Source organism: Microbispora sp. H13382 (assembly GCF_014161445.1).
Lineage (GTDB): Bacteria > Actinomycetota > Actinomycetes > Streptosporangiales > Streptosporangiaceae > Microbispora.
In genome coordinates, this window is record NZ_JABBXA010000019.1 from 79,069 (window position 1) to 102,011 (window position 22,943).

Sequence of the window (22,943 nt, forward strand, 5' to 3'; positions counted from 1 at the left end):
GCGTCCGTTCACAATCCCCGCTCGCCGTCCGGGCCGGTTTCGCCCGAGCGCGCCGGGCCGGGGTCTCCCGCGTCGGGACGCGCGCTCGCCGGCCGGCGGGAGGCTCGGCTGGCGAGGATAGCCTTCCGGCCCTCAATCATGGTGGCCGCTTGACCCAGCGGCCCAGTGACTAGGGCGATTCTTTACCTATTGCCATGAAATTTCCCCGTTGAGCATGCCGAACAGTACGGCGTCGGCCCAGCCACCCGGGACCGGCAGCGCCTGCCGCATGATGCCCTCCTCGATGAACCCGGCCTTCCTCGCGACCGCCTGGCTGGCGCGGTTTCCCGTCGCGACCAGCAGATGGACTCGGTGGAATCCGAGGTCGAACAGGTGGGCCGTGGCCAGCTGGGTGGCCTCCACCGCGTACCCCCTGCGGCGGGCCCACGGAGCGATCCAGTATCCCAGCTCGGCGTCCCCGCGCTCGTGGTCCTCGCGCTGCACGCCGACGGCTCCGGCGAGCCGTTCCCCGTCCTTCGGCTGTATCGCGAAGTTGCCACCATAGCCGGGGCCGTTCGCGTGCGCGAGCCGGGTGCACCACTCCAGCGCGCGCTCCAGCGTGTAGCCCTCGGCCCACGTCATCCAGCGGGCGATCTCGGGATCGCCCTTGACCGCGTCGACGACGTCGAAGGCGTCGTGCCGGGAGAACGGCCGCAGGACCAGCCGCTCGCTCTCGATCCTGCGGCGCGGGACGGCCCGTTCGTCGCCGCGCAGCCGGCCGAAGACCACGAGGTCGTGCGGGCCGTCGTCCTCGAATCCGGCGCCGCGCAGCAGTCCCTCACGGGTGAAGCCCGCCTTCTCGGCGACCCTGATCGACGCGAGGTTGCCGGCGTCGGCCCGCAGTTCGATCCGGCGCAGCGGGCCCTCCGAGAGCAGGCGGCCGACGAGCCCGCGGACCGCCTCGGTCGCGTATCCCCGGCGGCGGTGAGCGGGATGCACGCCGTATCCCACCTCCGCGGTGCCCGCGCCCCACTGGGTCTTGAAGACGCTGATCGACCCGACCACGCCCTCCCGCGCGTGCATCGCGAGGTGGACGCCCTGACCCGAGCGCCACAGCTCGTGCACGCCGTACGACAGCCACTGCGCGATGCCCGAGGCGTGCCCGGGCGCGCCCGGCGGCAGCGCGGTGAGGTGCGCGCCGTCCTGGATGATCGCCCGCACCTGGCCCGCGTCTCCGGGACCGAACGGCCGCAGGATCAGCCGTTCGGTGTTGACCGTAAGCCGCTCGTCGAACAATGCGTCACTCCATCACATGAGCGGATTTTTCGCCCGCCGCAGATTATGTGGGACACGGCCTCACCGCTCCCGATGTTTGGGGCAGGCGGTCCGGGTACGAGGCACGACAGTGACCCTAATCGGGAGGTGAGGTCATGAGTATCCAGCGCGGCAGCGACAAACACGGCCGCCGGCTCGACGAGGAGCAGAAGCACGAGACACAAGGCCTCGTGCAGGGCGCCGGACGCACCCGGGTCGAGGAGTGGCGCGAGCCCGAGCCGACGCAGCAGCCCGAGGAGGACATGTCGCCGCCTCGCCGGCATCCGCCCGGCCGCGAGCCCGGGACGCCGCTCGGCATCACCCCCGCCGACGTGGAACGCCGCAGCCACCTCGCCACCTGGCTCAGCGACGCCGGCTTCCCCGCCGACCCGGCCAAGCTGCTCGCCCACGCCGAGCACAAGAACGCTCCCGACGCGGTGATCGACGCCGTACGGCGGCTGCCCGAGATGACGTTCCACAACATCGCGGAGGTGGCGGAGGCGCTCGGACTCGGAGTGGAACGTCAGCGCTGGTAGGGAGGGCCCGTGAGACTGGACTTCATCCGCGGGCTGTACGAGCGGAGCGGCCCGTACGCCTCGGTATACGTGGACACCGACCGGTCGTCCGAGGGCCCGGCCAACGTGATCCAGCGCCGCTGGGCCCAGCTCAGGGACCGGCTCGCCGAGGAGGGCGCGCCGGCCTCGGCCCTCGAGCCCATCGGCGAGCTGATGCTCGATCCGGGGTGGGTCGCGCCGGGGCGCGCGGCCTTCGCCAGGGAGGGCGAGGTCGTGCTCACCGAGGCGCTCGCCCACCGGCCGCGCCGCCAGACCGCGCGCTGGTCGCCGCTCCCCCACGTGGTGCCGTTGCTCGCGCAGCGCGGCGAGCACGTGCCGCACATCGAGGTGCTGGCCGACCGCGCAGGCGGCGAGGTGGTCGTCGTGGCCGACGGGCGGCGGCGGGAGCTGACCGTGGAGGTGGCGGACCCGGACCGGTCGCTCCAGAAGACCGGCCAGGGCGGCTGGTCGCAGGCCAACTTCGACCGGGAGGTCGAGGAGGGCTGGCGCCGCAACGCCGTGGCCCTCGCCGAGGTGGTGGAGAAGGAGGCGCACGGCATCGGCGCGGAGGTGGTGGTGCTGGCCGGCGATCCCAAGGCCCGCGCGCTCGTGACCGACTACCTCGCCAAGGACGTCGTACGGCGGCTGACGGTGGCCGAGCACGGCAGCCGCGCCCCGGGCGCCGACCTGGACCACTTCCGGCGGGAGGTCGAAGGGGCCTGCCGGGCCTGGACCGAGCGGCGTTGTGAGGATCTGCTGAACACGTACGCGGCGGGCAACGCCGTGACGGGCCTCACGGAGACGGCACGGGCGCTGCGCGACCGGCGGGTGGGGGCGGTGCTGATGCACGACGACCCGTCCTCCACGGCCATGATGTGGATCGGGCCCGAGCCCACGCAGCTGTCCACCGACCCCACGGAGCTGACCGCCTGGGGGGTCGAACGGCCCGTGCGGGAGCGCGCGGACGCCGCCCTCGCGCGGGCGGTGGCCGCGACCGACGCCGAGCTGTGGTTCGTCCCGCGCATCGAGTCGCCGGACGGCATCGGGGCGTTGCTGCGCTTCTGACCCGGGCTTCTGATCCGGGCTTCTGATCCGGGCGGGCCTCAGGTCACGATCAGCACTTCGAGCGTGCGGGGGCCGTGGACGCCCTCGACCCGGTTCAGCTCGATGTCGCTGGTCGCCGAGGGGCCGCTGATCCAGGTCAGGGGCCGCGCGGGGTCGAGCCGGGCGACGGCGTCCGGCACCGCCGCGACGATCTGCGCGGCGCGCACCACGCACAGGTGGTAGTCGGGCACCAGCGTGAGCGCCCGCCGGCCCTGGCCCGGCCCGGCGTCGAGGACGATCGTGCCGGTCTCGGCGATCGCGACCGCGCAGGTCGTGAGCACACCGTCCACCGCGTCGAGGTCGGCGGCGCTCAGAGGCGGGTCGTCGGCGACCGCTTCCGCACCCTCGGCGGCCAACCACCGCGGGGGGAACCCTCCGGGCACGACGACCCTGCGCGCCCCGCGCCCGGCGAGGGACCGCGCGACCTGCCCGGCCGTGCCCGCCTCGTCCACCACGTGGACCACGGCGCGGTAGTCGCGGACCCGCTCCTCGAACAGGCGGATATCGCCCGGGGCCGGGGAGGGCCCGCGGTAGGCGCGGGTGATCTCGACGTCGGGCACGCCCGCCAGGGCGCGGCGGACCCGGGCGAGGATCAGGTCGCGGGAGCTCATCGGCGGCCTCCGTCCGTGCGGTCCCACCATTCGCGGAACGACTCGCGGGGCACCTCCGGGAGGTCCCTGGTGTCGGTCCACCCGGCGAGCGGCCCCGGCAGTCTGCGGGGCACGAGCCGGCGCAGCCGTCCCCCGGCCCGCTGCAGGCCCGCCAGCCGTCCCGGCCGCTCGAACACCCATCCGGCCGCCGCCATCCCGGCGCGCTCCGGCCAGGGGTGGCGGGCCCGGGCCCGCAGGTCCACCAGTACGGACGGGATGTCGATGGCCACCGGGCAGACGTCGTAGCAGGCGCCGCACAGCGAGGAGGCGTACGGCAGCGAGCGGTCCAGCTCCGAGCCCATGCCGCGCAGCTGCGGCGTCAGGATGGCCCCGATCGGCCCGGGATAGACCGAGCCGTACGCGTGGCCGCCGGTCCGTTCGTACACCGGGCAGACGTTGAGGCAGGCCGAGCAGCGGATGCAGCGCAGCGCCTGCCGTCCCACCTCGTCGGCGAGGACGCGGGTGCGGCCGTTGTCGAGCAGCACGAGGTGGAACTCCTGGCCCTCGGCCGCCCCGGTCCACATGGAGGTGTAGGGGTTCATCCGCTCCCCGGTGGAGCTGCGCGGCAGGAGCTGGAGGAAGACCTCCAGGTCACGCCAGGACGGCAGCACCTTCTCGATGCCGACCACGCTGATCAGCGTGCGCGGCAGCGTGAGGCACATGCGGCCGTTGCCCTCGGACTCCAGCACGACCATGGTGCCGGTCTCGGCGATCGCGAAGTTGGCCCCGGAGATCGCCACCTTGGTCTTCAGGAAGCGCTCGCGCAGGTGGAGCCGGGCCGCCTCGGCCAGCGCCTCCGGGTCGTCGGTCAGGTCGCCGGGGGCGGGCCGGCCCCAGCCGGACATGTGCTCGGCGAAGATCTCCCGGATCTCCGCGCGGTTGCGGTGGATCGCCGGGACGAGGATGTGCGAGGGCCGGTCGTCTCCCAGCTGCACGATCAGCTCGGCGAGGTCGGTCTCGTACGCGGTGACGCCGTGCTCCAGCAGCGCCTCGTTGAGGCCGATCTCCTGGGTGGCCATCGACTTGACCTTGACGACCTCGGTCTCGCCCGTGGCCTTCACCAGGTCGGCGACGATCCGGTTCGCCTCCGCCGCGTCCGCGGCCCAGTGGACGTGGCCTCCGGCCGCCGTGACGGCCTCCTCCAGCTGCATCAGATATCTGTCGAGGTTGCGGAGCGTGTGCTCCTTGATCGCCCGGCCGGCCTCGCGCAGCCCGGCCCAGTCGGGCGCCTCCGCCACGACGCTCGCCCGCCTGGCCCTGATGGTCCTGGTCGCCTTGCGCAGGTTGAACCGCAGTTGCGAGTCCCGTACGGCTCTCGCGGCGTTGCGGGGGAAGGGGCGGTCCGCCGGCATGCCGAGGAAGGTGACGCTCATCGCACTCCCGCCGTCTCGGTCGAGCAGAGGATCTCGGCCAGGTGCATCACCCGTACGCCGGACTTCTGCCGGCCGAGCATGCCGCCGATGTGCATCAGGCACGAGTTGTCGGCCGCGCACAGCACCTCGGCGCCGGTGTCGAGGACGGCGCGCACCTTGTCGGCGCACATCGCCGCCGACACGTCGGCGTTCTTCAGCGCGAAGGTGCCGCCGAAGCCGCAGCACTCCTCCGCTCCCGGCAGCGGCACCAGTTCCAGCCCCTTGACCTGGCGTAACAGCGTCAGCGGGCGGTCGCCCAAGTGGAGGCCGCGCAGTGAGTGGCACGTCGGGTGGTAGGTGACCCGGTGGGGAAAGTACGCCCCCACGTCGGTCACCCCCAGCACGTCGACCAGGAACTCGGTCAGCTCGTAGGTCCTGGGCACGACCCGCGCCACCGCGTCGGCGAAGGGACCCCGCGTTCCGGCCAGCTTCGGATACTGCTCGCGGATCATGGCCGCGCACGAGCCCGAGGGGACGACGACCGCGTCGTAGCCGCGCAGCGCCGCCACGCCGCGCCGGGCCAGCCGTACGGCCTCGTCCCGGTAGCCGGTGTTGGCGTGCATCTGCCCGCAGCAGGTCTGGGCGCGGGGGAAGTCGGCCTCCACGCCGAGACGGCGCAGCAGGCGCACGACCGCCCGCCCGGTGTCCGGGAAGAGCGTGTCGTTGACGCAGGTGACGAACAGGGCTACCCGCACATGCCCTCCCGGCGTGTATGGTCAGACCAAATATGGTCAGACCATACATCCTGGTTCGCCTCCGGCGACACCGGCGTCGTGAGGAGCCGCGGTGACCACCGAAGAACGCCGGCGTACGGACGCCCGCCCGCGCGCCTTCGAGGAGGTGCTCGCCCGCATCGAGGAGCGGATCGCGGCCGACGGCCTGACCGTCGGCGACCGGCTGCCGGGCGAACGCCAGCTCGCCGAGCAGCTCGGCGTCGGCCGGTCGTCGGTCCGCGAGGCGCTGCGCGTGCTGGAGACCCTCGGCGTGGTCACGCCGCAGGCCGGCCGGGGCCCGGACGCCGGGGCGGTGCTCACCTCCCGCCCGGGAAGCGCGCTCACCGACCTGCTCCGGCTGCATCTCGGGCTCGCCACGCTCTCGATGCGCGAGGTGATCGACACCCGGCTGATGATCGAGCAGTGGGCCGCGGCCCGGGCGGCGACTCCCCCGCCCGCGGTTTCCACGGGCACGGTCTCCACGCCCACTGCCACTGCCACGGCCACGGCCACGGCCACGGCGCGGATGGCGGAGGCGATCGCGGCCATGGACGCGGCCCGCGACCCCGCCGAGTTCGTCGAGCACGACATCGCGTTCCACCTGGCCCTCGCCGAGGCGTCGGGCAACCGGCTGATCGTGGCGGTCATGCGGGCGCTGCGCGACGCCGTGCGCCGCTACGCCGTGGACGCCGTCGTACGGCTCGGCGACACCGGCGGGCTGCAGGACGACCACCGGCGCATCCACCGGGCGATCGAGGACGGCGACGCCGGCGCCGCGGCGGCCGCGGTCGCCGGGCACCTTGCCCGCGCCTATCCGGAGTCTGGCCCGGATTCATAGAACATGTTCTAATCACGCGTGTGGCCGATGATCTGAGACTCGGGCTGAACCTCGGGTACTGGCAGCGGAACGCCGACGACGCGACCGAGGTGGTGCTGGCCGCCGAGCGCCTCGGCTACGAGTCGGTGTGGACCGCCGAGGCGTACGGCAGCGACGCGTTCACCCCCCTGGCCTGGTACGGCGCCAGGACCAGCCGCATCAAGCTCGGCACCAGCGTGGCCCAGCTGTCCGCCCGTCCCCCGGTGACCACGGCCATGACCGCGATGACGCTCGACCACCTCACCGGCGGGCGGCTGCTGCTCGGCGTCGGCGCGTCCGGCCCGCAGGTCGTGGAGGGCTGGTACGGCCGGCCGTTCGCCGCGCCGCTCGCCCGCACCCGCGAGTACGTCGAGATCATGCGGAAGGTGTGGCGGCGGGAGGAGCCGGTGACCAGCCCCGGCCCGCACTATCCGCTGCCGCTGCCCGGCGGCCTCGGCAAGCCGCTCAAGCTGATCACCCACCCGCTGCGGCCCGACATCCCTGTCTACCTGGGCGCCGAGGGCCCGAAGAACGTCGCGCTCGCGGCCGAGATCGGTCAGGGCTGGCTGCCGCTGTTCGCCTTCCCCGAGAAGATCGAGGCGATGTACGGCGACGCGCTGGCCGGCGCGAAACCGGGGTTCGACGTCGCCGCCATGGTCATGGTGGTCGTCACCGGCGACCTGCGGGCCGCGCTCGACGGCGTGAAGATGATGCTGACCCTCTACATCGGCGGCATGGGGGCCAAGACCCGCAACTTCCACGCCGACATCATCGGCAGGATGGGCTACGCCGAGGAGGCCGGCCGCATCCAGGAGCTGTACCTGGCCGGCCGCCGCGACGAGGCGTTCGCCGCCATCCCCGACGAGCTGGCCGACGGCATCGCGCTCCTCGGCCCGCTCGGCCGCATCCGGGAGCGGCTGGAGCTGTGGCGCCGCAGCCCGGTCACGACGCTGCTCGTCATGGGTCCCCGCGACGAGCCCACGCTCAGAGCCGTACGGGATCTGGTCCTCGGGTGAGCGCCGCCCGGTCGGCCACCGCGGCGGCGAAGGCCCGCACCAGCGGGTGCGGCTGCCGTTCGGCCAGCTCGGGCTGGAACAGCGTGACCAGATAGAAGGGGTGGCCGGGCAGCTCGGCCACCCGCGTCTCCCCCTCCTCGTCGTGGCCGGTGAAGCGCAGGCCGTGGGCCTCCAGGGTCTCCAGATAGGCGGGATCGGGGCCGTACGAGCAGAAGTAGCGCTCCACGGTGCGGTCGGCACCGACGATCCGCTCGGCCAGCGAGCCGGGGACGAGCCGCACCGCCGCCTCGTGCCCGGCGAGGGAGCAGGCGAGCTGCCTGATCAGCGGGTTCGGGGCGTCCGGGTCGTTCTCGGCGTGGCTGACGGTCAGCCCGCACACGTGGCGGGCGTACTCAAGCAGCGCGTGCTGGAAACCGGCGCAGGTGCCCAGCAGCGGGATCGCGTGCTCACGGGCGGTCCGGGCGGCCGTGATCGCCCCCTGCTCGCTGCGGTACGGGCTGCCGGGCAGGATCCAGACACCGTCGAACCCGCCGAGATCGGCGACCTCGTCGGTCCTGATCCAGTAGGCGTCGAGGTCCAGCCCTTCGCGCTCGCGCAGCGCGCCGAGTATGAGCGGGACGCGGGTGTGGGAGCGGACGGTGGGCGACCGGTCGCCCACCAGCGCGATGCGGGGTCTCATGACGTCCATGCTGACGACGTGCGAACTTAATGACAAATGATGATTTGTGGGGTTGCCATAAGGGATGCTGATGCCCGTGGATCCTCATCTGCTGCGCACGTTCGTGACCGTGGTCGCCGAGGGGTCGTTCTCGGCGGCGGCCGACCGGCTCGGCTACACCCAGCCCGCGGTCTCCCAGCAGATCGCGGCGCTGGAGGCCGACCTCGGGGTGCCGCTGCTCGGCCGCCGTCCCGTACGGCCGACCCGGGCGGGCGAACGCCTGCTGGAGCACGCCGGGCCGCTGCTGCTGCGGCTGCGGGCCGCGCGGGCGGACGTGGCGCGGCTGTCCGCCGAGCCGCGGACGCTGACCCTCGCCGCCGGCCCGCTCGCCCTCACGGCGGGCACGGCGGCGGCGCTGGCCGGGGTGACGACGGTGCGCGTCGCGGGCGCGGCGGCGGCCGTGGCGCTGGTGGCCTCGGGCGAGGCCGATCTCGCGCTCGTCGACGGGCCGGCGGCGCCCTCCGACCCGCTGAGCCTTCCCGACGCGGGGCCGCTCACCACTGTGGGCGTGCGGGAGGAGGAGCTGGTCGTCGTGCTGCCGGAGGGGCATCCGCTGGCGGGCCGCGCCGGCCTGCGGCTGGACGACCTGGCGGACGCCGTGTGGGTGGACGCCGCCGAGGTGATGCCGCTCGACCGGCTGCGCGCCGTGGCGCGGCTCGACGGGCTGCGGCCCGGCATCCGCTACGAGGGCCACGACCCGGCCGTCGCGGCGCGCCTGGCCGCGGCCGGGCACGGCCTGACCCTGCTGCCCGCGTCCACCGCGCCGTGCGGGGTGCGGGTGCCGCTGGTCGCGCCGCGGATCGTGCACCGGGTCGAGCTGGTGCACGCGGCCCTCCCGCCCGGCCCCGCCGCCGAGGTCGTCCGCGCGCTCACGTCCTGAGCGCCACCCATCGGAGCTCAGTGCGCAAGCGGGCACGAGCTCCCGCAGGTCAGGCTTCCCTCCTCGCCGCCGACCGACAGGACGGGCGGTCAATCGCCGTGCGAGCCGCCCGCGGCGATAGTCGCCAACTTCTGCGGGAAATCGGCCGGATAACGGCCTTTGTTGCGGATGGCGTACAAGATGCCCTCGCGGAACGCCTCGCTGAATTTGGTGTAGTGCGGTGTGATCGGGCGGGGACGCGCTTCCATCACGGCGTTCTCGAGTTCCGTACGGAATGGACGTGTGGCGTACCTGTACGCGTAGTCGCGGGTCGGGGCGAAACCCCCGACCTCGAACAGGATCAGTTCGCTGGACGGGCTCGTGAGAAACTCGATCAGCGCCTGGGCCGCCCTCGGCTTGTCGGTCCACTTCGACATCGCCAGATTCTGCCCGCCGAGCACGCTCGCGTGCGGAAGCCGCGTGACCTCGAGCGAGTTGAGGCTCGCAGGGGGCTTGGCCAGCTTGTCGTACGCCACGGGCCAGTTGCGCATGACGCCGGTTTTGCCGTTCGCGAACTCCCGGAGGGCGGCCGCCTCGGCGTCGACCGAATCCTCCGGATCCTTCCCTCGGTAGACGTCCGCCAGGTCCTTCAACGCGTCGCGGACATTCTCGTCGAAGTCGACGGCGCTGTTGTCGGGCGTCAGCACGAGCCGTCCGTCCTGGTTCACCACGTCGCCCTCGTGGGCCCAGATCGCCTCCAGCGCGGTGACCGTCAGGTTCTCCGAGCCGACCAGATGGGCGGCGTTGGCGGAGCCGGGAAAATAGTCGGCCCAGCTCGCCGGACCACGTGCGCCCGAATGCCGGTAGAGCAGTCCCACGTCGGTGTTCCAGGGGAGGGCCCATAATCCCTCGTGGGTCCCGCTCATGTCCCTGCACGTGTTCAGGACGTTGTCGAGGAAGTCGTCGCCCGCTCCCTCCTGGGATCGCCCGGACTCGTCGATCGGCCGAAGGTAGCCGTTGCTGATGAACTCCGGCATATAGACGACGTCGAGGACGTACACGTCCGCCTGATGGGCTTTTCTCGCGTCCTGAACCATGCGCGCGTGCTGCTTGTCGGGCTCCGTGTCCGGGCCGCCGATGAACTCCACCGGGTTGCCCGGGTGGGCCTGGTTCCACTGCTGCACGAGGATCCGCCGGGCGTTGGCCGGCCCGCTTTCGTCCTTGGCGCTCATGATGTACAGCGTGCCCGGCTCCAGCCCGTTGTTCGGGAGCAGCCACGCGATCGGAGCGATGAGCGCGAGCGCGGCCAGGGTGGCGATCACCCTGCTCGGCCTCCCGAGGGTCCTTCCCAGCCGGTTCAGCGATTCGAGGAAGCGGAGCTCGTCCTCGTTCTCTGGCCGCCTCAGCAGCACCCTGATCATCCACCCGAGGATGTTCAGAGCGAAGGCCGCGAACACGAGCAGGGCCGCCCCGAGGCACAGTCTCCCCCATCCCCAGGCATCGTCGGGAAGACCCTGTGTCGCGTTCACCAGCCCGGATCCGACCGCCGTGGAGAGGACAACCGGAACGACCGCGGCCGCGACCAGCAGGATGCGATAGGGCAATTTCAGCGGGGTGTTCCGGTCGCTCAACACCGTCTCCTTCTCCGGTGGCCGTTCCGTGCTGCCGCACCGCCGGGATACCGGTGATGCGGCCCCCGGCTTCCGTTCTACCTAAACAGGGCAGACCAGTCTCACAGACCGCGCTTCTTGATCACGATGATTTGTTATTTCGAGTAATGATACATCTGGGGCACTCAGGCCACACTTCGCGCGATAACGGACGCATTTGGGAGATGGAGGAACTCGACTTTCAGCCGGATGCATACGCGCATCACGCCCCACGAGCCGGGCCGGCGCTCGGCGAGTTCACACCCGGCCCGATTTCAGGAATTCCGGTTGGCGGAATGGCGGCATGCGAGCAAAGCGTGGGACGCGCTCGAGTCGCACATCCGGCGCGAGCGCGAGATTCGCGGGTTCGGCGACAGATACGCCGCCATGTACGAGGACCTGGTGGTCCGAGCCCGCAGCCGTATACCCCGGAGCGCCAAGCATGGACTCCGCCGCAAATCCCTCCCGAGAACCCCATATCAGCATCAAAGCGAGAAAAGGCCCCAAAAGCCCTAAATCCCCCTTCCCTGACAGCTGCTCCGGAGGCGGATTAGCGACGGCGCGGGCGGGATAAGAGTGAGGCAGGTCACGCCACCGGTGCCGGGGGGAGAACAGATGCGGTCCACGTCGTCAGCGGTGAGCCGGGCGGCGGCCGGCGTGTACGCGGCCCTCGCCGCCCAGGTCGTCTCGGTGGCCGCGCTGGCCGTGTTCGAGGAGTCCCGGGGCAGCCGGCTGGCCTCGCAGATCGCGGCCTTCGGCGGGGATCCCGCCTCTCCGGCCGCGCGGGCCGTCAGCGGCGCGGCGACGACGTTCGCCGTGCTGCTCCTCGCCCTCCTCACCGCCACCGTGACCGCCGCGCTCGCCTACCTGTCCTGGCTTCGGCAGGTGCGCCCGGCCACGCCGCCCGTCGCGCTCGCGGCGGCGTGCCTCGTGCCCGGGGTGAACCTGGTGGTCCCCCTGTTCCTGACGGACCTCGCCTGGCGTGAGGCCCCCGCGCCACGGCACGGCCGCCCGGCGGATCGTGCGCGACAGGCGGACGGCTCCGGAAGCACGGGCGGCACCCGGACCACGGATGGCACCGGGACAACGGGTGGCGCCCGGACCGGGAGTGGCCTCGGCGGAGGCACCGGCGGGCCCGCGGAGCGCACCCGGTGGCTGGTCGTCCTCGCCTGCTGGTGGGTGAGCTGGCTGGCCGCGCTCGGCCTGGTGTTCGCCGGCCCGGCGCGGGAGGGACTGACCGGCCTCGGCACGCCGCAGGCCGCCGCGGTCGCCGTCGCGGCGCTCCTGTGCGCCTCGGCCGTCCGCGAGGTCACCGCCCGGCACACGGGTGCGGGGCACGGTCGCGCGGCGCGGCCCGCGACCCGGCCGCAGGTCCGCCTCAATCCTGCCCATAACCCTGTCCTCAACCCTGCCCATAACCCTGCCGAACGGCCGTCCGGCAGGCCCGTCGCCGCGGCACCGGCCGTCCGTGCGGCACACGCGGGAGGCACGGACGGCGGGGAGGATCATCAGCCGGGCGACGGCCCCGAGCTGCCGGAGCTGGCGTGCCAGAGCCGCCGCTGGGGCTCCCCCGGGTGGCCGAGGAACCGCCCCTCCCGCGCGGCCGGCGGAGCGCCGTTGTCGGAGTAGGGCGACACCCGGAAGCCGTTGCCGTACTCGATGGGCCGTCCGCCCACCCCGGCGCCGGGTGCGGGCACCTCGCTGATCACGGCGCGTACGGCGTCGAGCCCCTCGGTGCGCCACACGCGGTCGAGGTCGGCGAGGTTCCAGCAGTGCACGGCGCGCAGCGAGACCGCCCGGCCCCCGGTGCGCCGCACCACCCCCCTGGCGGCCAGCAGCCACGACCCGAACACGGTCGCGGCCGTGTGCGCCTGCACCGACTCGAAGAACGTCAGGTCGATCGGGCCGGTGGAGTCGTCGACGGTGGTGAAGATCACCCGTTGTCCCGACCGCACGGCGGGCGTCTGGGTGGCGACCTTGACCCCCGCGACCAGGATCTCCGCGCCGTTGCGCTGCCGGAGCAGATCCCTGGCCCGCGTCACGCCGAGCGCGTCGAGCAGGTCGCGGTAGAAGTCCATGACGTGGCGGCTCACGTCCATGCCGAGGATCTCCAGCTCGGCCTCGACGGCCTCGGCCTCGGTCATCTCCGGCAGCTCTCCGGGCGCGACATGTTCGGTGAACCCCATCGGGAGCTGTCCCTCCGCACCCGCCGGAGAGCCGCGGTCGAGCGCGCCGACCTGGGCGATCAGGTCACGCCTGGTCAGCCGTCCGGGCCGCCAGCGCGGCTCCCCCGGTCGCAGGCCGTGCAGCGCGTCGAACCCGCCGACCTCCACGATCCGCTCGGCGACCGGGCGCGAGGGCCTGGCCCGCTCCCAGAAGTCGGCCAGCGAGGTGTACGGCCGGCCGGCGACCATGCGGTCCACCTCGGCCTCGCTCACCCCCCGGACGGCCGAGAACGGCACCCGCAGGCCGTACCCGCGGCCGTACCCGCCGGGGTTCTCCTCCGCCGGTTCCGTACGCTCCACCAGCCAGGTCTTCCCCGAGCGGTTGACGTCGAGGGGCAGGACGTCCACCCCGCACCGGCGGGCCTCGTCGAGGATGACCCGGCTCGGGTACATGCCGGGATCGTGGGTGAGCACGCCCGCGAGGAACGCGGCGGTGTGGTGCCGCTTCAGCCAGGCCGACTGGTAGGTGGGCAGCGCGAACGCCGCCGCGTGGGCCTTGCAGAACCCGAACCCGCCGAACGCGTCGAGCACCTTCCACGCCTGGTCCACGACGTCGGGCGCGTAGCCGTTCTCCCTGGCGAGCGGCACGAACCAGGCGCGTACGGCGGCACGGCCCTCCGGCGTCCCGAGCGCGCGGCGGGCCCGGTCGGCCTCCGACAGTCCCGACCCGGTCATGACGTCGATGACCTTCATGACCTGCTCGTGGAAGACGACCACCCCGTTGGTCTCCGTGAGCGCCTCGCGCAGCGACTCGTGCGGGTAGCGCGGCTCGCGGAAGCCGTGCCTGGTCTCCAGGTAGGGCGTGACCATGTCGGAGTTGACCGGTCCCGGGCGGAACAGCGAGATGTCCACGATCAGGTCGTGCATCGTGCGCGGCTCCAGCTTGGCGACCAGCTCGCGCTGTCCCGGCGACTCGATCTGGAAGCAGCCGATCGTGCGGCTGAGCCGGATCATGTCGTAGGTGTCGGTGTCATCGCGTGGCACGGCGTCCAGGTCGATCTTCCGGTTTTCGACCCGTTCGACCTCCTGGATGGCGTAGGCGAGCGCCGACTGCATGCGCACCCCGAGCACGTCGAGCTTGAGCAGGCCCGCCTCCTCGACGTCGTCCTTGTCGAACTGCGACATCGGGAACTCCAGCAGGCTGCGCTCGACCGGCGTGCGGTCGCGCAGCGTGGAGTTGCCGATCAGCACGCCGCAGGGGTGCAGCGCGATGTGCCGGGGCAGCCCGTCGAGCCGCTCGGCCAGGCGGAACACGGTCTCCAGCGACCGGTCGTTCAGCCCGCTGTCGCGCAGCTCCGGCAGGTCGGACAGCGCGGCCCTGATCTGCCTGGCCCGCACCTGCGGGAACGCCTTGGCGATGACGTCGATCTCGTGCGGCGGCAGGCCCATGGCGGCGCCGACGTCCCTGATCGCGCTGCGGGCGCGGTAGGTCTCCATCATCGACACACAGGCCACCCGGTCCTCGCCGTACCGGTCGAGGATGGCGCGGTAGCAGTCGAGGCGGCGGGCCGACTCCACGTCGATGTCGATGTCGGGCAGGCCCTTGCGGCCCTCCGACAGGAAGCGCTCCATCAGCAGGCCGTGTTCGAGCGGGTTCACCTCGCCGATGCCGATCAGGTAGTTGACCAGGCTGCCCGCCCCCGAGCCGCGGATCGCGCACCGCACGCCCATCGCCCGGATCATGTCGGTGATGCCGACGACCGCGGTGAAGTATCCCGACAGCCGCTTCCGCTCGATGATCCCGAGCTCGGCCGCCAGGCGGTCGCGGGCCTCCGCCGAGCGGTCCAGGCCCCGCCGGGCCAGCCCCTCCTCGCACCGGCGGCGCAGCAGGGGGACCGGGTCCTCGCCGACCTCCGGCAGGTGCAGCCGGGGCCGTTCGGGTTCGAGCAGGGGCACGATCTCGACGGGGTCGAGCACGCACCGGTCGGCCACGCGGCGCGTCTCGGCCAGCAGCCGCCCGGCCCTGCCGGGATCGCCGCCGCAGATCCGCGCGGCCACCCGCGCCATCTCGGCGCCGTCCTTCAGGTACGCGTGGGCCGTGGGGTCGTCCAGATGCCGCCCGTCGAGGGGCACCAGCTTGCGCGCCGCGTCGAGCACGTTGCCGACCTGGTGGTCGGCGGCGTCCAGGTAGCGGACCGCGTTGGTCAGCACGACCGGCACGCCCATCGAGTCGGCCAGCCCGATCATGCGGGCGGCGGTGTTCGCGTCGCGGTAGCCGTACAGGTCGGACACCTCGACGACCAGGTCGGGGACCACCGCGCGCCAGGCGGCCAGCAGGGCGCGGGCCTGGTCGTCGCGCCGCTCGGCCACCGCGCGGCCGACCCCGGAGCGGGGTCCGAGCAGCACGGTCAGCCGCGGCTCCCCGTCCGGGCCGGTCGCGTGCTCGGCCACCATCCCCGGCGTGACGCGCGGCTCGCCGCGCTCCCCCGCGTGGTGGGCGGCGGTGACCAGGCGGCACAGCGCGGCCCAGCCGTGCGAGCGCGCGAGCACGACGACCCGCGCCGGCTCGGCCGCCGTCCCCCGGCCGTGTCCCGCGCGGTGGCCGTGTCCGGTGCGGTGGCCGGACGGCAGGCCGCCGCCGAACAGGTCGTCCGGCACGGAGCTCTCGCCGAGGGCCAGGTCGACGCCGGCGACCGGGCGGACACCCCGCTCGTGGCACGCGATGACGTGCTTGATCGCGCCGTAGAGGCCGTCGCGGTCGGTCAGCGCCAGCGTGTCCATGCCGTGCTCGGCGGCCCGCCGGACGAGGGCGGCGGGGAACGCGGTGCCGTACCGCAGCGAGAAGGCGGACGCCACGTGCAGGTGGGCGAAGGCTCGCGTCACGGGCGCGCCCCCGTCCGTCCCCCGGTCCGTCCTCCAGCGGCCCGTCCCCCGGTCGTCGTGGGTGGCTGGAGCGTTCCCATCAGTCCCAGGCCCTCAGCAGGAGCCATCCGCCGCTGGCGGTGTCGAAGCGCAGTTCATAGGTCCCGACCTCCTTGCCGGCCGCGGCCCCCACTCGCCAGAAGCGCCGCTCGCCGGGATCGGCGTCCGAGGTCTTCCACCACTCCCTGGCGACCACCCAGTGGTCCTGGATCTCGCGGACGGTGTAGAGCCGGTCACGCCAGACGAACTGAGCAGGGTGCCCGTCCCGGACCCACACCTCGATCGGATCGCCGTAAAGTCTGCTCAAGACTCCTTCTCCCTGTGGCTTTCTGGCCACCCGGGGGAAGACGGGCGGATGATTCGGACGGAATCGCCGCTACTTCGAACATACGTTCCCAGGAGGGGGAACGCAAGTCGGCCCGACCCGTTCGCGGGAGCGAAAGCCCAGGAAGCGCGTCCGGCGGATCACTCGCCGAGCCAGATCCCACCGCCTCGGTAGGGCGGTTCCTCTCGTTCGGTCGAGTCCGTCACCGTCGCCCAGAGGCGCGCCGTCCCCGGCTCCCTGACGACGGCCGTCAGCTGGGTGTGCCCGAGCGGGCCCGCGGGAAACGTCCCGTGCGTCCACTGGCCGCCCGACAGGTGACCGACCGTCATGTTCCACTCGTTCTTCGAGTAGAACAGCCAGAACCCGCCCCGGCCGTCGGCCTCCAGCCGCAGGTGAGGATCGAGCGCGGGCTCGCCCGGCAGGCTGTAGCTCCACCGTCCGTTCTCCCGCCGCAGCAACAGCGTGCTGCCGCAGTAGGTCACGTCCTCCTCCTCGGTGCCGCAGACCCAGGCGACCCAGCCGACGGCCGCCACCCGGCCCGACTCGTCCATCGCGAGGTCGACGAGCTCGGAGAGCTGGTTCCGGTGCAGGGCGGGGACCGCGGGAAGCGGGACCGTGCTCCAGGACCAGCCGTTCCACCGGGCCACGGCGGCCCGGCCGCGGCTGGAACCGGCCGCCCAGACCTCGCCGCCGGGCAGGCCGTCCACGTCCTTGGCGACCAGCGGCGGCCGCGCCTCGCGCCAGGCCCTGCCGTCCCAGCGCCGCAGGTCCGCCCGGGAGCCCCAGGCGCCCTCGGCTCCCCCGGCCCCGTCCAGGAAGTTCGCGTTCACGATCGCCCAGACGTCGCCGGGAGCCGCCGCGTGCACCCGCTTCAGGTCAGCGCCCGGGCCGGGCGCCGCGGTCCATTCCCGCCCGTTCCAGTGCGCGGCGTTCTCCCCGCCGAACAGCCACACGTCGCGGTCGGAGTACGCGGCCACGGCTCTCGGCTCGGGCACCGTCGGCGGGGCCGCGACCTCGTGCCACCGCCCGCCGTCCCCGCGCAGCAGCAGCGGCGCCTTCGTCTCGGACCCGCAGGGGTGGGACACCCGCGTGCCGGCCGCCCACACGGTCCCCTCGCGGGTCACGGCCAGGCCCCCAAGGCGGTCGCGGTAGTCGTAGTACGCGGTCCGCCACCCGCCGCTCCGCCCGCCTTCCCCTCCCGGCTCCGGCGTCGGCGACCCCGTCAGGCAGGAGGGCGACGGGCGCTCCGGCGCGGCGAGCGCGCTCACGGCGTCGGACTCGTTCCAGGTCTCGAGATCGCGGGGCGTGGTCGACGCGCACGCCGCCGGCAGAACCATCGCGGCCAGCGCCGCCGTCACCCGCAGAATCCGCGTCCGCATATCCATAGGACGTGGCGGCCGGTCATCCGGTTCTGCCGGAACTCCAGGCCCAGGCCGGCGGGCTCAACCGGCGTGTTCCGCGTAGGCGGCCGGGCGGCGGCCCGTATCCAGGCGCTTACCATCTATCTCGGCCGGAACTCCCTGAGCGGGATCAGCGCACTCTGGAGCTGACACATGTACATCGACCTCAACTCCGACCTGGGCGAGGGGTTCGGCCAGTGGAGGCTCGGCGACGACGAGGCGCTGCTGTCGATCGTCACGAGCGCCAACATCGCCTGCGGATTCCACGCGGGCGACCCCGTGATCATGCGGCGTACGTGCGAGACCGCGGCCGCGCGCGGCGTGGTGATCGGCGCGCAGGTCGGCTACCGCGACCTGGCGGGCTTCGGGCGGCGGTTCGTCGACGTGCCGCCCGCCGAACTCGCCGACGACGTCATCTACCAGATCGGGGCGCTGGACGCCTTCGCGCGGGTGGCCGGCACCAGGGTCAGGTACGTCAAGCCGCACGGCGCGCTCTACAACGCGATCGTGCACCACGAGGCGCAGGCCGCCGCGGTGGTCGCGGCCGTGCGCGCCTACGATCCCGGCCTGCCCGTGCTCGGCCTGCCCGGCTCGGTGTGGCTGCGGCAGGCCGGCCGGGCCGGGCTCACCACGGTCTCCGAGTGCTTCGCGGACCGCGCCTACACCCCCGAGGGCACGCTGGTGCCGCGCGACGTGCCCGGCGCCGTCCTGCACGACCCCGCCCTGGTCGCCGAGCGCTGCGTGCGTATGGCCATGGGCGAGCCGGTCGAGGCCGTCGACGGGACACCGCTCACCGTCACGGCCGACTCGATCTGCGTTCACGGCGACAGCCCCGGCGCCGTCGCCATGGCCCTGGAGGTTCGTGACGCGCTCAAGGCGAGCGGCATCGGCCTGGCGCCGTTCGTCGAGGAGGACCTGTGAACGCACGACTGCACCGTTGCGGCGAGCACGCGGTCCTGGTCGAGCTCGACCGTCTCGAGGAGGTCGTCGCGCTCTACGACGCCCTCGTGGCCGACTCCCCGCCGGGAGTCGTCGACATCGTCCCCGCGGCGCGGACGGTGCTCGTCCGGTTCGAGCCGCCGGCGCGCCACGCCGTGGTGGAGTCCGCCGTCCTGGCCGTACGGCCCGCGGGAGGCCGCCGTACGACGACCGAGGAGGTGGTGATCCCGGTGGTGTACGACGGCGACGACCTCGCCGACGTGGCCACGCTGACCGGGCTGACCGAACGCGAGGTCGTGGCGGTGCACACCGGGACACCCTGGACCGTCGCCTTCTGCGGGTTCGCCCCCGGCTTCGGATACCTGATCGGCGGCGACCCCCGGCTCGCCGTGCCGCGGCGGCCGGAGGCGCGTGTGCGCGTGCCCACCGGAGCCGTGGGGCTCGCCGGTGAGTTCAGCGGGGTCTACCCGCGCGAGTCGCCGGGCGGGTGGCAGCTGATCGGGCGCACCGAGACCGTGGTGTGGGACATCGCGGCCGACCCGCCCGCCCTGCTGCGCCCGGGGGTCCGGGTACGGTTCACGGAGGCCCTGTGAGTACGGAGGCCCTGTGAGTGAGGCGACTGTGAGCGCCGGTGGGAGCGAACCTCGGCGGGCGCTGGTGGTGCTGGCTCCCGGTCCCCTCACCACCGTGCAGGACCTCGGGCGGCGCCGGCACAGCCATCTCGGCGTCGGGCGTTCCGGCGCCGCCGACCGCGGCGCGCTGCGGCTGGCCAACCGCCTGCTGGCCAATCCCGAGGACGCGGCCTGCCTGGAGGTCACGCTGGGCGGGCTGAAGGTGCGTGCCACCGGCGATCTGCTCGTGGCGCTCACCGGCGCGCCCTGCCCCGCCACCGTCACCGACGCCGAGGGGCGCACCCGCGGCATCGGGCACGCGTCGGTCGAGCGCCTCCCGGACGGGGCCACGCTCCGTCTCGGCGTGCCGTCCCGCGGGCTGCGGACCTATCTCGCGGTCCGCGGCGGCGTCGACGTCCCTGAGGTGCTGGGGTCGCGGGCCACCGATCTGCTCTCGGGGCTCGGCCCGGAACGTCCCGCCCCAGGGTCGGTGCTGCCGGTCGGGCCCGCGCCGGCGGAGTTCCCCGTGGCCGATCTCGCGCCGGTGCCCGGGCCCGGGTCCGGCGTGCTCACGCTGGGCGTGATGCCGGGGCCACGCCACGACTGGTTCAGGCCCGGGGCGCTGGCGGCCCTGTGCGCCGAGCCGTACGAGGTCACCGCGCACAGCGACCGCGTCGGCATGCGGCTGCGCGGGCCTCGCCTGGAACGCACGCGCGAAGGGGAGCTGCCGAGCGAGGGGATGGTCCCCGGCGCACTGCAGGTGCCGCCGTCCGGCCAGCCGACGCTCTTCCTCGCCGATCACCCCGTCACCGGCGGATATCCCGTCATAGCGGTGCTGCACGACGCCGACGTTGACCGGGCGGCGCAGGCCCGCCCCGGGCAGCGCGTCCGTTTCCGGGTGACGGGCGCCGGACGGCCCACCGGCCCGGGGAGGCCCTGATGGAACTCGATCCCGCACGTCTGACCCCCCGCGAGGCGCGGGAGCTGTTCCGGGGAGGGCTGGTCACGCCCACCTCCGGCTGGGCCGCGGGGTGGACGCAGGCCAACCTGATCGCGCTGCCGAGGGACAGGGCGTACGACTTCCTGCTGTTCGCGCAGCGCAATCCGCGCCCCTGCCCCGTTCTCGCCGTGACCGAGCCGGGCGAGCCGTTCGCGTCGATCTTCGACGGCGACCTGCGCACCGATCTGCCCGCCTACCGCGTCTACCGGGACGGCGAGCAGGTCGCCGAGGTCACCGATGTGACGTCCTACTGGCGCGACGACCTGGTGGGTTTCCTGATCGGCTGCAGTTTCACGTTCGAGGCCGCGTTGCTGGAGGCCGGCGTCCCGGTCCGCCACATCGAGGCGGGGACGAACGTGCCGATGTACCTGACCGACCGGCCGTGCGTCCCGGCGGGCGAGCTTTCCGGGCCGCTCGTGGTGTCGATGCGCCCGATCCCCGCCGAGCTGGTGCCGGCCGCGGTCCGGGTCACCTCGCGCTATCCGGCCGTGCACGGCGCACCGGTGCACGTCGGCGACCCCACCGCGCTGGGCATCGCCGACCTCGGCGAGCCGGACTTCGGCGACCCGGTCGAGGTGCGCGCCGGCGAACTGCCGGTCTTCTGGGCCTGCGGGGTGACGCCGCAGGCCGCGGTGATGCGGTCGCGTCCGCCGTTCGCGATCGGCCACGCGCCCGGCCACATGGCGATCACCGACGCCCGCGACAGCGCCTACCTGGTGCCCTGAGACAGCGCTTACCCGGTCTGGCGGGATCAGTCGCCGGCGCGGCGGACGAGGGGGTTGGCGGCGGTGGAGTTGCGGATGCTGAAGGTCACGCTGCCGGCGCGGTAGCGGTCGTCGGAGGACTCGACGGGCCGGCCCTCCTGGGTGGTGGTGACGCGGCGCTGGCGCAGCAGAGGGCTGCCCCGCCGCACGCCGAGCAGCCGGGCGTCCTCGCTGCCGGCCGCCACCGCGTCGATCAGGTGCTCGCCGTACGCGAAGACCAGGCCGACCGACTCGTAGAGCTCCTGGGTCACCGACTCGCAGTCGGGATCGAGCCGCTCGACGGCGGGGGCGATCCAGCCGGCGTAGACGGTGCGCTCGACCAGCACCGGCTCGCCGTCGAGCCGCCGCAGCCGCAGCACGGCGAGCACCTCCTCCCCCGGCTCGAGCGACAGCCGTACGGCCTCGGAGGGCGAGCACGGGCGGCGCCCGGAGGACAGCACGGTCCCGCTGGCGCGGTAGCCCATCGAGCGGGCCCACTGCGCGAAGCTGTGCAACTCGGCGAAGCTCTGGCTGCGCTCGCTGCCGAGCACGATGCGCCGGGCGCCCTGCCGGGACCCGACCAGCCCCTCGGCGGCGAGCAGGGCGACGGCCTGACGGACGGTCCCGCGCGCGGCGGCGTACCGTAAGGCCAGCTCAGCCTCGGAGGGAAGCTGAGCGCCTATCGGATAGTCCCCCCTGACGATGGCGTCCCGCAGGTCACTCGCGATCTGTTCGTAGCGCGCCATCGTGCTGAGCCCTTCCGTTCACGCGACCGACATCGATATGCGACTTACTTACTCTGGCTTGTTTGTACAAGTTCGCCTAAGTTCGATCCACGCACCATAGTGGGAGGGACCCTTGTCCACACGTACCGCCGGCCTCGTGGCCGCGCTCACGATAACCACCTCAGTGATCGCGGCGTGCGGCGCCGCCCCGACGACCGCCGGCGGCGGCTCGGGATCGGGCGACTCCAAGGCCGCCTCCGCGACCTCCGCCCAGGACTTCGGCGGCCTGGACAAGCTGGTGGAGGCCGCCAAGAAGGAAGGGCAGCTCAACACCATCGCGCTCCCGCCGGACTGGGCCAACTACGGCGAGGTCATCAAGGCGTTCGAGGCCAAGTACGGCATCAAGATCACCAATGACAACCCCGACGGCTCCAGCCAGGACGAGATCAACGCGGTCAAGACTCTCAAGGGGCAGGGCCGCGCCCCCGACGTGCTCGACCTCGGCAGCGCCTTCGCGCTCAGCGGCGCCCAGGAGGGCCTGTTCGCGCCGTACAAGGTGCAGAGCTGGGACAAGATCCCCGACGGGCAGAAGGACGCGAGCGGCGCCTGGTACTACGACTACGGCGGCTACATCTCCATCGGCTGCGACGCCAAGCGGGTCAAGACCTGCCCGCAGACGTTCGCCGACCTGCTCAAGCCCGAGTACAAGGGCATGGTCGCGCTGAACGGCGACCCGACCAAGGCGGGCGCCGCCTTCGCCGGCGTGTACGCCGCCTCGCTCGCCAACCAGGGCTCGTTCGACGACATCCAGCCCGGCATCGACTTCTTCAAGAAGCTCAAGGAGAACGGCAACTTCAACCCCGTGGAGGCCACCCCCGCCACGGTCGAGAAGGGCGAGACCCCGATCACCCTCGACTGGGACTACCTGCAGGCGAGCTACGCCAAGGAGTTCGCGTCCAAGGGCGTGGACTGGAAGATCGCGATTCCCTCGGACGGCGAGTACGCCAACTTCTACGCCCAGGCGATCAACAAGTGGGCGCCGCACCCCGCCGCCGCCCGCCTGTGGCAGGAGTTCCTCTACAGCTCCGAGGGCCAGAACCTGTGGCTGAAGGGCTACGCCCGCCCGGTGCTGCTGCCGTCCATGCAGGAGGACGGCAGCGCGGACGCCGCCATGGTCGACCAGCTCCCCAAGGTCGAGGGCACCCCCTCCTTCCCCACCCCGGACCAGGTCAACAAGGCCAAGGAGGCCCTGGCGAGCGGGTGGGGCGCGGCGGTCTCGGGCTGAGACC

Annotated in this window: 20 protein-coding genes; 10 read left to right on the plus strand and 10 right to left on the minus strand. The window is 73.0% G+C overall.

The annotated features are described in order from the left end of the window. Positions 1 to 186 precede the first annotated feature (186 nt). Positions 187 to 1,275: a GNAT family N-acetyltransferase gene (locus tag HHX41_RS30285; RefSeq protein ID WP_182908674.1), complete on the minus strand. Its 1,089-nt coding sequence runs from the start codon at positions 1,273 to 1,275 to the stop codon at positions 187 to 189. Between the two features lie 134 nt (positions 1,276 to 1,409). On the opposite strand from HHX41_RS30285, the gene HHX41_RS30290 reads away from it, so the two are divergent. After that, positions 1,410 to 1,829, plus strand: coding sequence for a DUF2795 domain-containing protein (locus HHX41_RS30290; RefSeq protein ID WP_076435018.1), 420 nt, complete (start codon positions 1,410 to 1,412; stop codon positions 1,827 to 1,829). 9 nt (positions 1,830 to 1,838) lie between these two features. Further along, positions 1,839 to 2,912 (plus strand): Vms1/Ankzf1 family peptidyl-tRNA hydrolase, encoded by a 1,074-nt coding sequence (locus HHX41_RS30295; protein WP_182908675.1) that lies wholly within the window; start codon positions 1,839 to 1,841, stop codon positions 2,910 to 2,912. Between the two features lie 38 nt (positions 2,913 to 2,950). Here the strand turns inward: HHX41_RS30295 and HHX41_RS30300 are convergent, their stop codons facing one another. From HHX41_RS30300 to HHX41_RS30310, 3 genes are read right to left on the minus strand one after another with little or no spacing between them, the layout of a single operon-like run. Further along, the gene (locus HHX41_RS30300) at positions 2,951 to 3,562 is read right to left on the minus strand and encodes a lactate utilization protein C (RefSeq protein WP_182908676.1); all 612 of its coding nucleotides are present in this window, start codon (positions 3,560 to 3,562) and stop codon (positions 2,951 to 2,953) included. Next, complete coding sequence (locus HHX41_RS30305; RefSeq protein WP_182908677.1) at positions 3,559 to 4,974, minus strand: lactate utilization protein B; 1,416 nt, start codon at positions 4,972 to 4,974, stop codon at positions 3,559 to 3,561. The genes HHX41_RS30300 and HHX41_RS30305 overlap by 4 nt, the downstream gene beginning before the upstream one ends. Further along, a complete protein-coding gene (locus tag HHX41_RS30310) occupies positions 4,971 to 5,708 on the minus strand; it encodes a (Fe-S)-binding protein (RefSeq protein WP_182908678.1) in 738 nt (245 codons plus the stop codon). Before HHX41_RS30310 ends, HHX41_RS30305 begins: the two co-directional genes overlap by 4 nt. Before the next feature lie 91 nt (positions 5,709 to 5,799). On the opposite strand from HHX41_RS30310, the gene HHX41_RS42040 reads away from it, so the two are divergent. Further along, a complete protein-coding gene (locus HHX41_RS42040; protein WP_182908679.1) occupies positions 5,800 to 6,564 on the plus strand; it encodes an FCD domain-containing protein in 765 nt (254 codons plus the stop codon). A gap of 20 nt (positions 6,565 to 6,584) precedes the next feature. After that, positions 6,585 to 7,598, plus strand: coding sequence for an LLM class F420-dependent oxidoreductase (locus tag HHX41_RS30320; protein WP_182908680.1), 1,014 nt, complete (start codon positions 6,585 to 6,587; stop codon positions 7,596 to 7,598). Here HHX41_RS30320 and HHX41_RS30325 read toward each other — a convergent pair. Further along, on the minus strand, positions 7,567 to 8,277 hold the full coding sequence (locus tag HHX41_RS30325) for a glutamine amidotransferase-related protein (protein ID WP_249350751.1): 711 nt from the start codon (positions 8,275 to 8,277) through the stop codon (positions 7,567 to 7,569). The genes HHX41_RS30320 and HHX41_RS30325 overlap by 32 nt on opposite strands. A 76-nt stretch (positions 8,278 to 8,353) precedes the next feature. Here HHX41_RS30325 and HHX41_RS30330 point away from each other — a divergent pair, with 76 nt between their 5' ends. After that, a complete protein-coding gene (locus HHX41_RS30330) occupies positions 8,354 to 9,196 on the plus strand; it encodes a LysR family transcriptional regulator (protein WP_182908681.1) in 843 nt (280 codons plus the stop codon). 89 nt (positions 9,197 to 9,285) lie between these two features. Here HHX41_RS30330 and HHX41_RS30335 read toward each other — a convergent pair whose 3' ends face one another. The 4 genes from HHX41_RS30335 to HHX41_RS30350 all read right to left on the minus strand — a co-directional run bounded on the left by HHX41_RS30335 (position 9,286) and on the right by HHX41_RS30350 (position 17,615). Beyond that, positions 9,286 to 10,806 carry an extracellular solute-binding protein gene (locus HHX41_RS30335; RefSeq protein ID WP_182908682.1) on the minus strand — a complete coding sequence of 507 codons (1,521 nt, stop codon included), beginning with the start codon at positions 10,804 to 10,806 and terminating at the stop codon, positions 9,286 to 9,288. A gap of 1,526 nt (positions 10,807 to 12,332) precedes the next feature. After that, a complete protein-coding gene (locus HHX41_RS30340; RefSeq protein WP_182908683.1) occupies positions 12,333 to 15,872 on the minus strand; it encodes a DNA polymerase III subunit alpha in 3,540 nt (1,179 codons plus the stop codon). A 79-nt stretch (positions 15,873 to 15,951) separates the two neighbouring features. Next, positions 15,952 to 16,218, minus strand: coding sequence for a DUF6504 family protein (locus HHX41_RS30345; RefSeq protein ID WP_030509646.1), 267 nt, complete (start codon positions 16,216 to 16,218; stop codon positions 15,952 to 15,954). Between the two features lie 158 nt (positions 16,219 to 16,376). Beyond that, positions 16,377 to 17,615: a hypothetical protein gene (locus tag HHX41_RS30350; RefSeq protein ID WP_182908684.1), complete on the minus strand. Its 1,239-nt coding sequence runs from the start codon at positions 17,613 to 17,615 to the stop codon at positions 16,377 to 16,379. 174 nt (positions 17,616 to 17,789) lie between these two features. Between HHX41_RS30350 and HHX41_RS30355 the strand changes: the two genes are divergently transcribed. The 4 genes from HHX41_RS30355 to HHX41_RS30370 are packed head-to-tail and all read left to right on the plus strand — an operon-like array spanning position 17,790 to position 20,911. Further along, on the plus strand, positions 17,790 to 18,557 hold the full coding sequence (locus HHX41_RS30355) for a LamB/YcsF family protein (RefSeq protein ID WP_182908685.1): 768 nt from the start codon (positions 17,790 to 17,792) through the stop codon (positions 18,555 to 18,557). Then, positions 18,554 to 19,168 (plus strand): allophanate hydrolase subunit 1, encoded by a 615-nt coding sequence (locus HHX41_RS30360; protein WP_182908686.1) that lies wholly within the window; start codon positions 18,554 to 18,556, stop codon positions 19,166 to 19,168. Before HHX41_RS30355 ends, HHX41_RS30360 begins: the two co-directional genes overlap by 4 nt. A gap of 13 nt (positions 19,169 to 19,181) precedes the next feature. Then, the gene (locus tag HHX41_RS30365) at positions 19,182 to 20,126 is read left to right on the plus strand and encodes a biotin-dependent carboxyltransferase family protein (RefSeq protein ID WP_182908687.1); all 945 of its coding nucleotides are present in this window, start codon (positions 19,182 to 19,184) and stop codon (positions 20,124 to 20,126) included. Beyond that, positions 20,126 to 20,911 (plus strand): putative hydro-lyase, encoded by a 786-nt coding sequence (locus HHX41_RS30370; protein ID WP_220504557.1) that lies wholly within the window; start codon positions 20,126 to 20,128, stop codon positions 20,909 to 20,911. Before HHX41_RS30365 ends, HHX41_RS30370 begins: the two co-directional genes overlap by 1 nt. A 26-nt stretch (positions 20,912 to 20,937) precedes the next feature. Here the strand turns inward: HHX41_RS30370 and HHX41_RS30375 are convergent, their stop codons facing one another. Continuing rightward, entirely contained in the window at positions 20,938 to 21,675 is a 738-nt protein-coding gene (locus tag HHX41_RS30375; RefSeq protein WP_182908688.1) for a GntR family transcriptional regulator, read from the minus strand. A 112-nt stretch (positions 21,676 to 21,787) separates the two neighbouring features. On the opposite strand from HHX41_RS30375, the gene HHX41_RS30380 reads away from it, so the two are divergent. Continuing rightward, positions 21,788 to 22,939, plus strand: coding sequence for an ABC transporter substrate-binding protein (locus tag HHX41_RS30380; RefSeq protein ID WP_182908689.1), 1,152 nt, complete (start codon positions 21,788 to 21,790; stop codon positions 22,937 to 22,939). Positions 22,940 to 22,943: the final 4 nt, after the last annotated feature.

What these genes read in the sequence shown, in the direction of transcription:
- HHX41_RS30290 (WP_076435018.1), top strand. Translation starts at nt 1,410, where the DNA reads ATGAGTATCCAGCGCGGCAGCGACAAACACGGCCGCCGGCTCGACGAG.
- HHX41_RS30300 (WP_182908676.1), bottom strand. Translation starts at nt 3,562, where the DNA reads ATGAGCTCCCGCGACCTGATCCTCGCCCGGGTCCGCCGCGCCCTGGCG.
- HHX41_RS30305 (WP_182908677.1), bottom strand. Translation starts at nt 4,974, where the DNA reads ATGAGCGTCACCTTCCTCGGCATGCCGGCGGACCGCCCCTTCCCCCGC.
- HHX41_RS30325 (WP_249350751.1), bottom strand. Translation starts at nt 8,277, where the DNA reads ATGAGACCCCGCATCGCGCTGGTGGGCGACCGGTCGCCCACCGTCCGC.
- HHX41_RS30350 (WP_182908684.1), bottom strand. Translation starts at nt 17,615, where the DNA reads ATGCGGACGCGGATTCTGCGGGTGACGGCGGCGCTGGCCGCGATGGTT.
- HHX41_RS30355 (WP_182908685.1), top strand. Translation starts at nt 17,790, where the DNA reads ATGTACATCGACCTCAACTCCGACCTGGGCGAGGGGTTCGGCCAGTGG.
- HHX41_RS30370 (WP_220504557.1), top strand. Translation starts at nt 20,126, where the DNA reads ATGGAACTCGATCCCGCACGTCTGACCCCCCGCGAGGCGCGGGAGCTG.
- HHX41_RS30375 (WP_182908688.1), bottom strand. Translation starts at nt 21,675, where the DNA reads ATGGCGCGCTACGAACAGATCGCGAGTGACCTGCGGGACGCCATCGTC.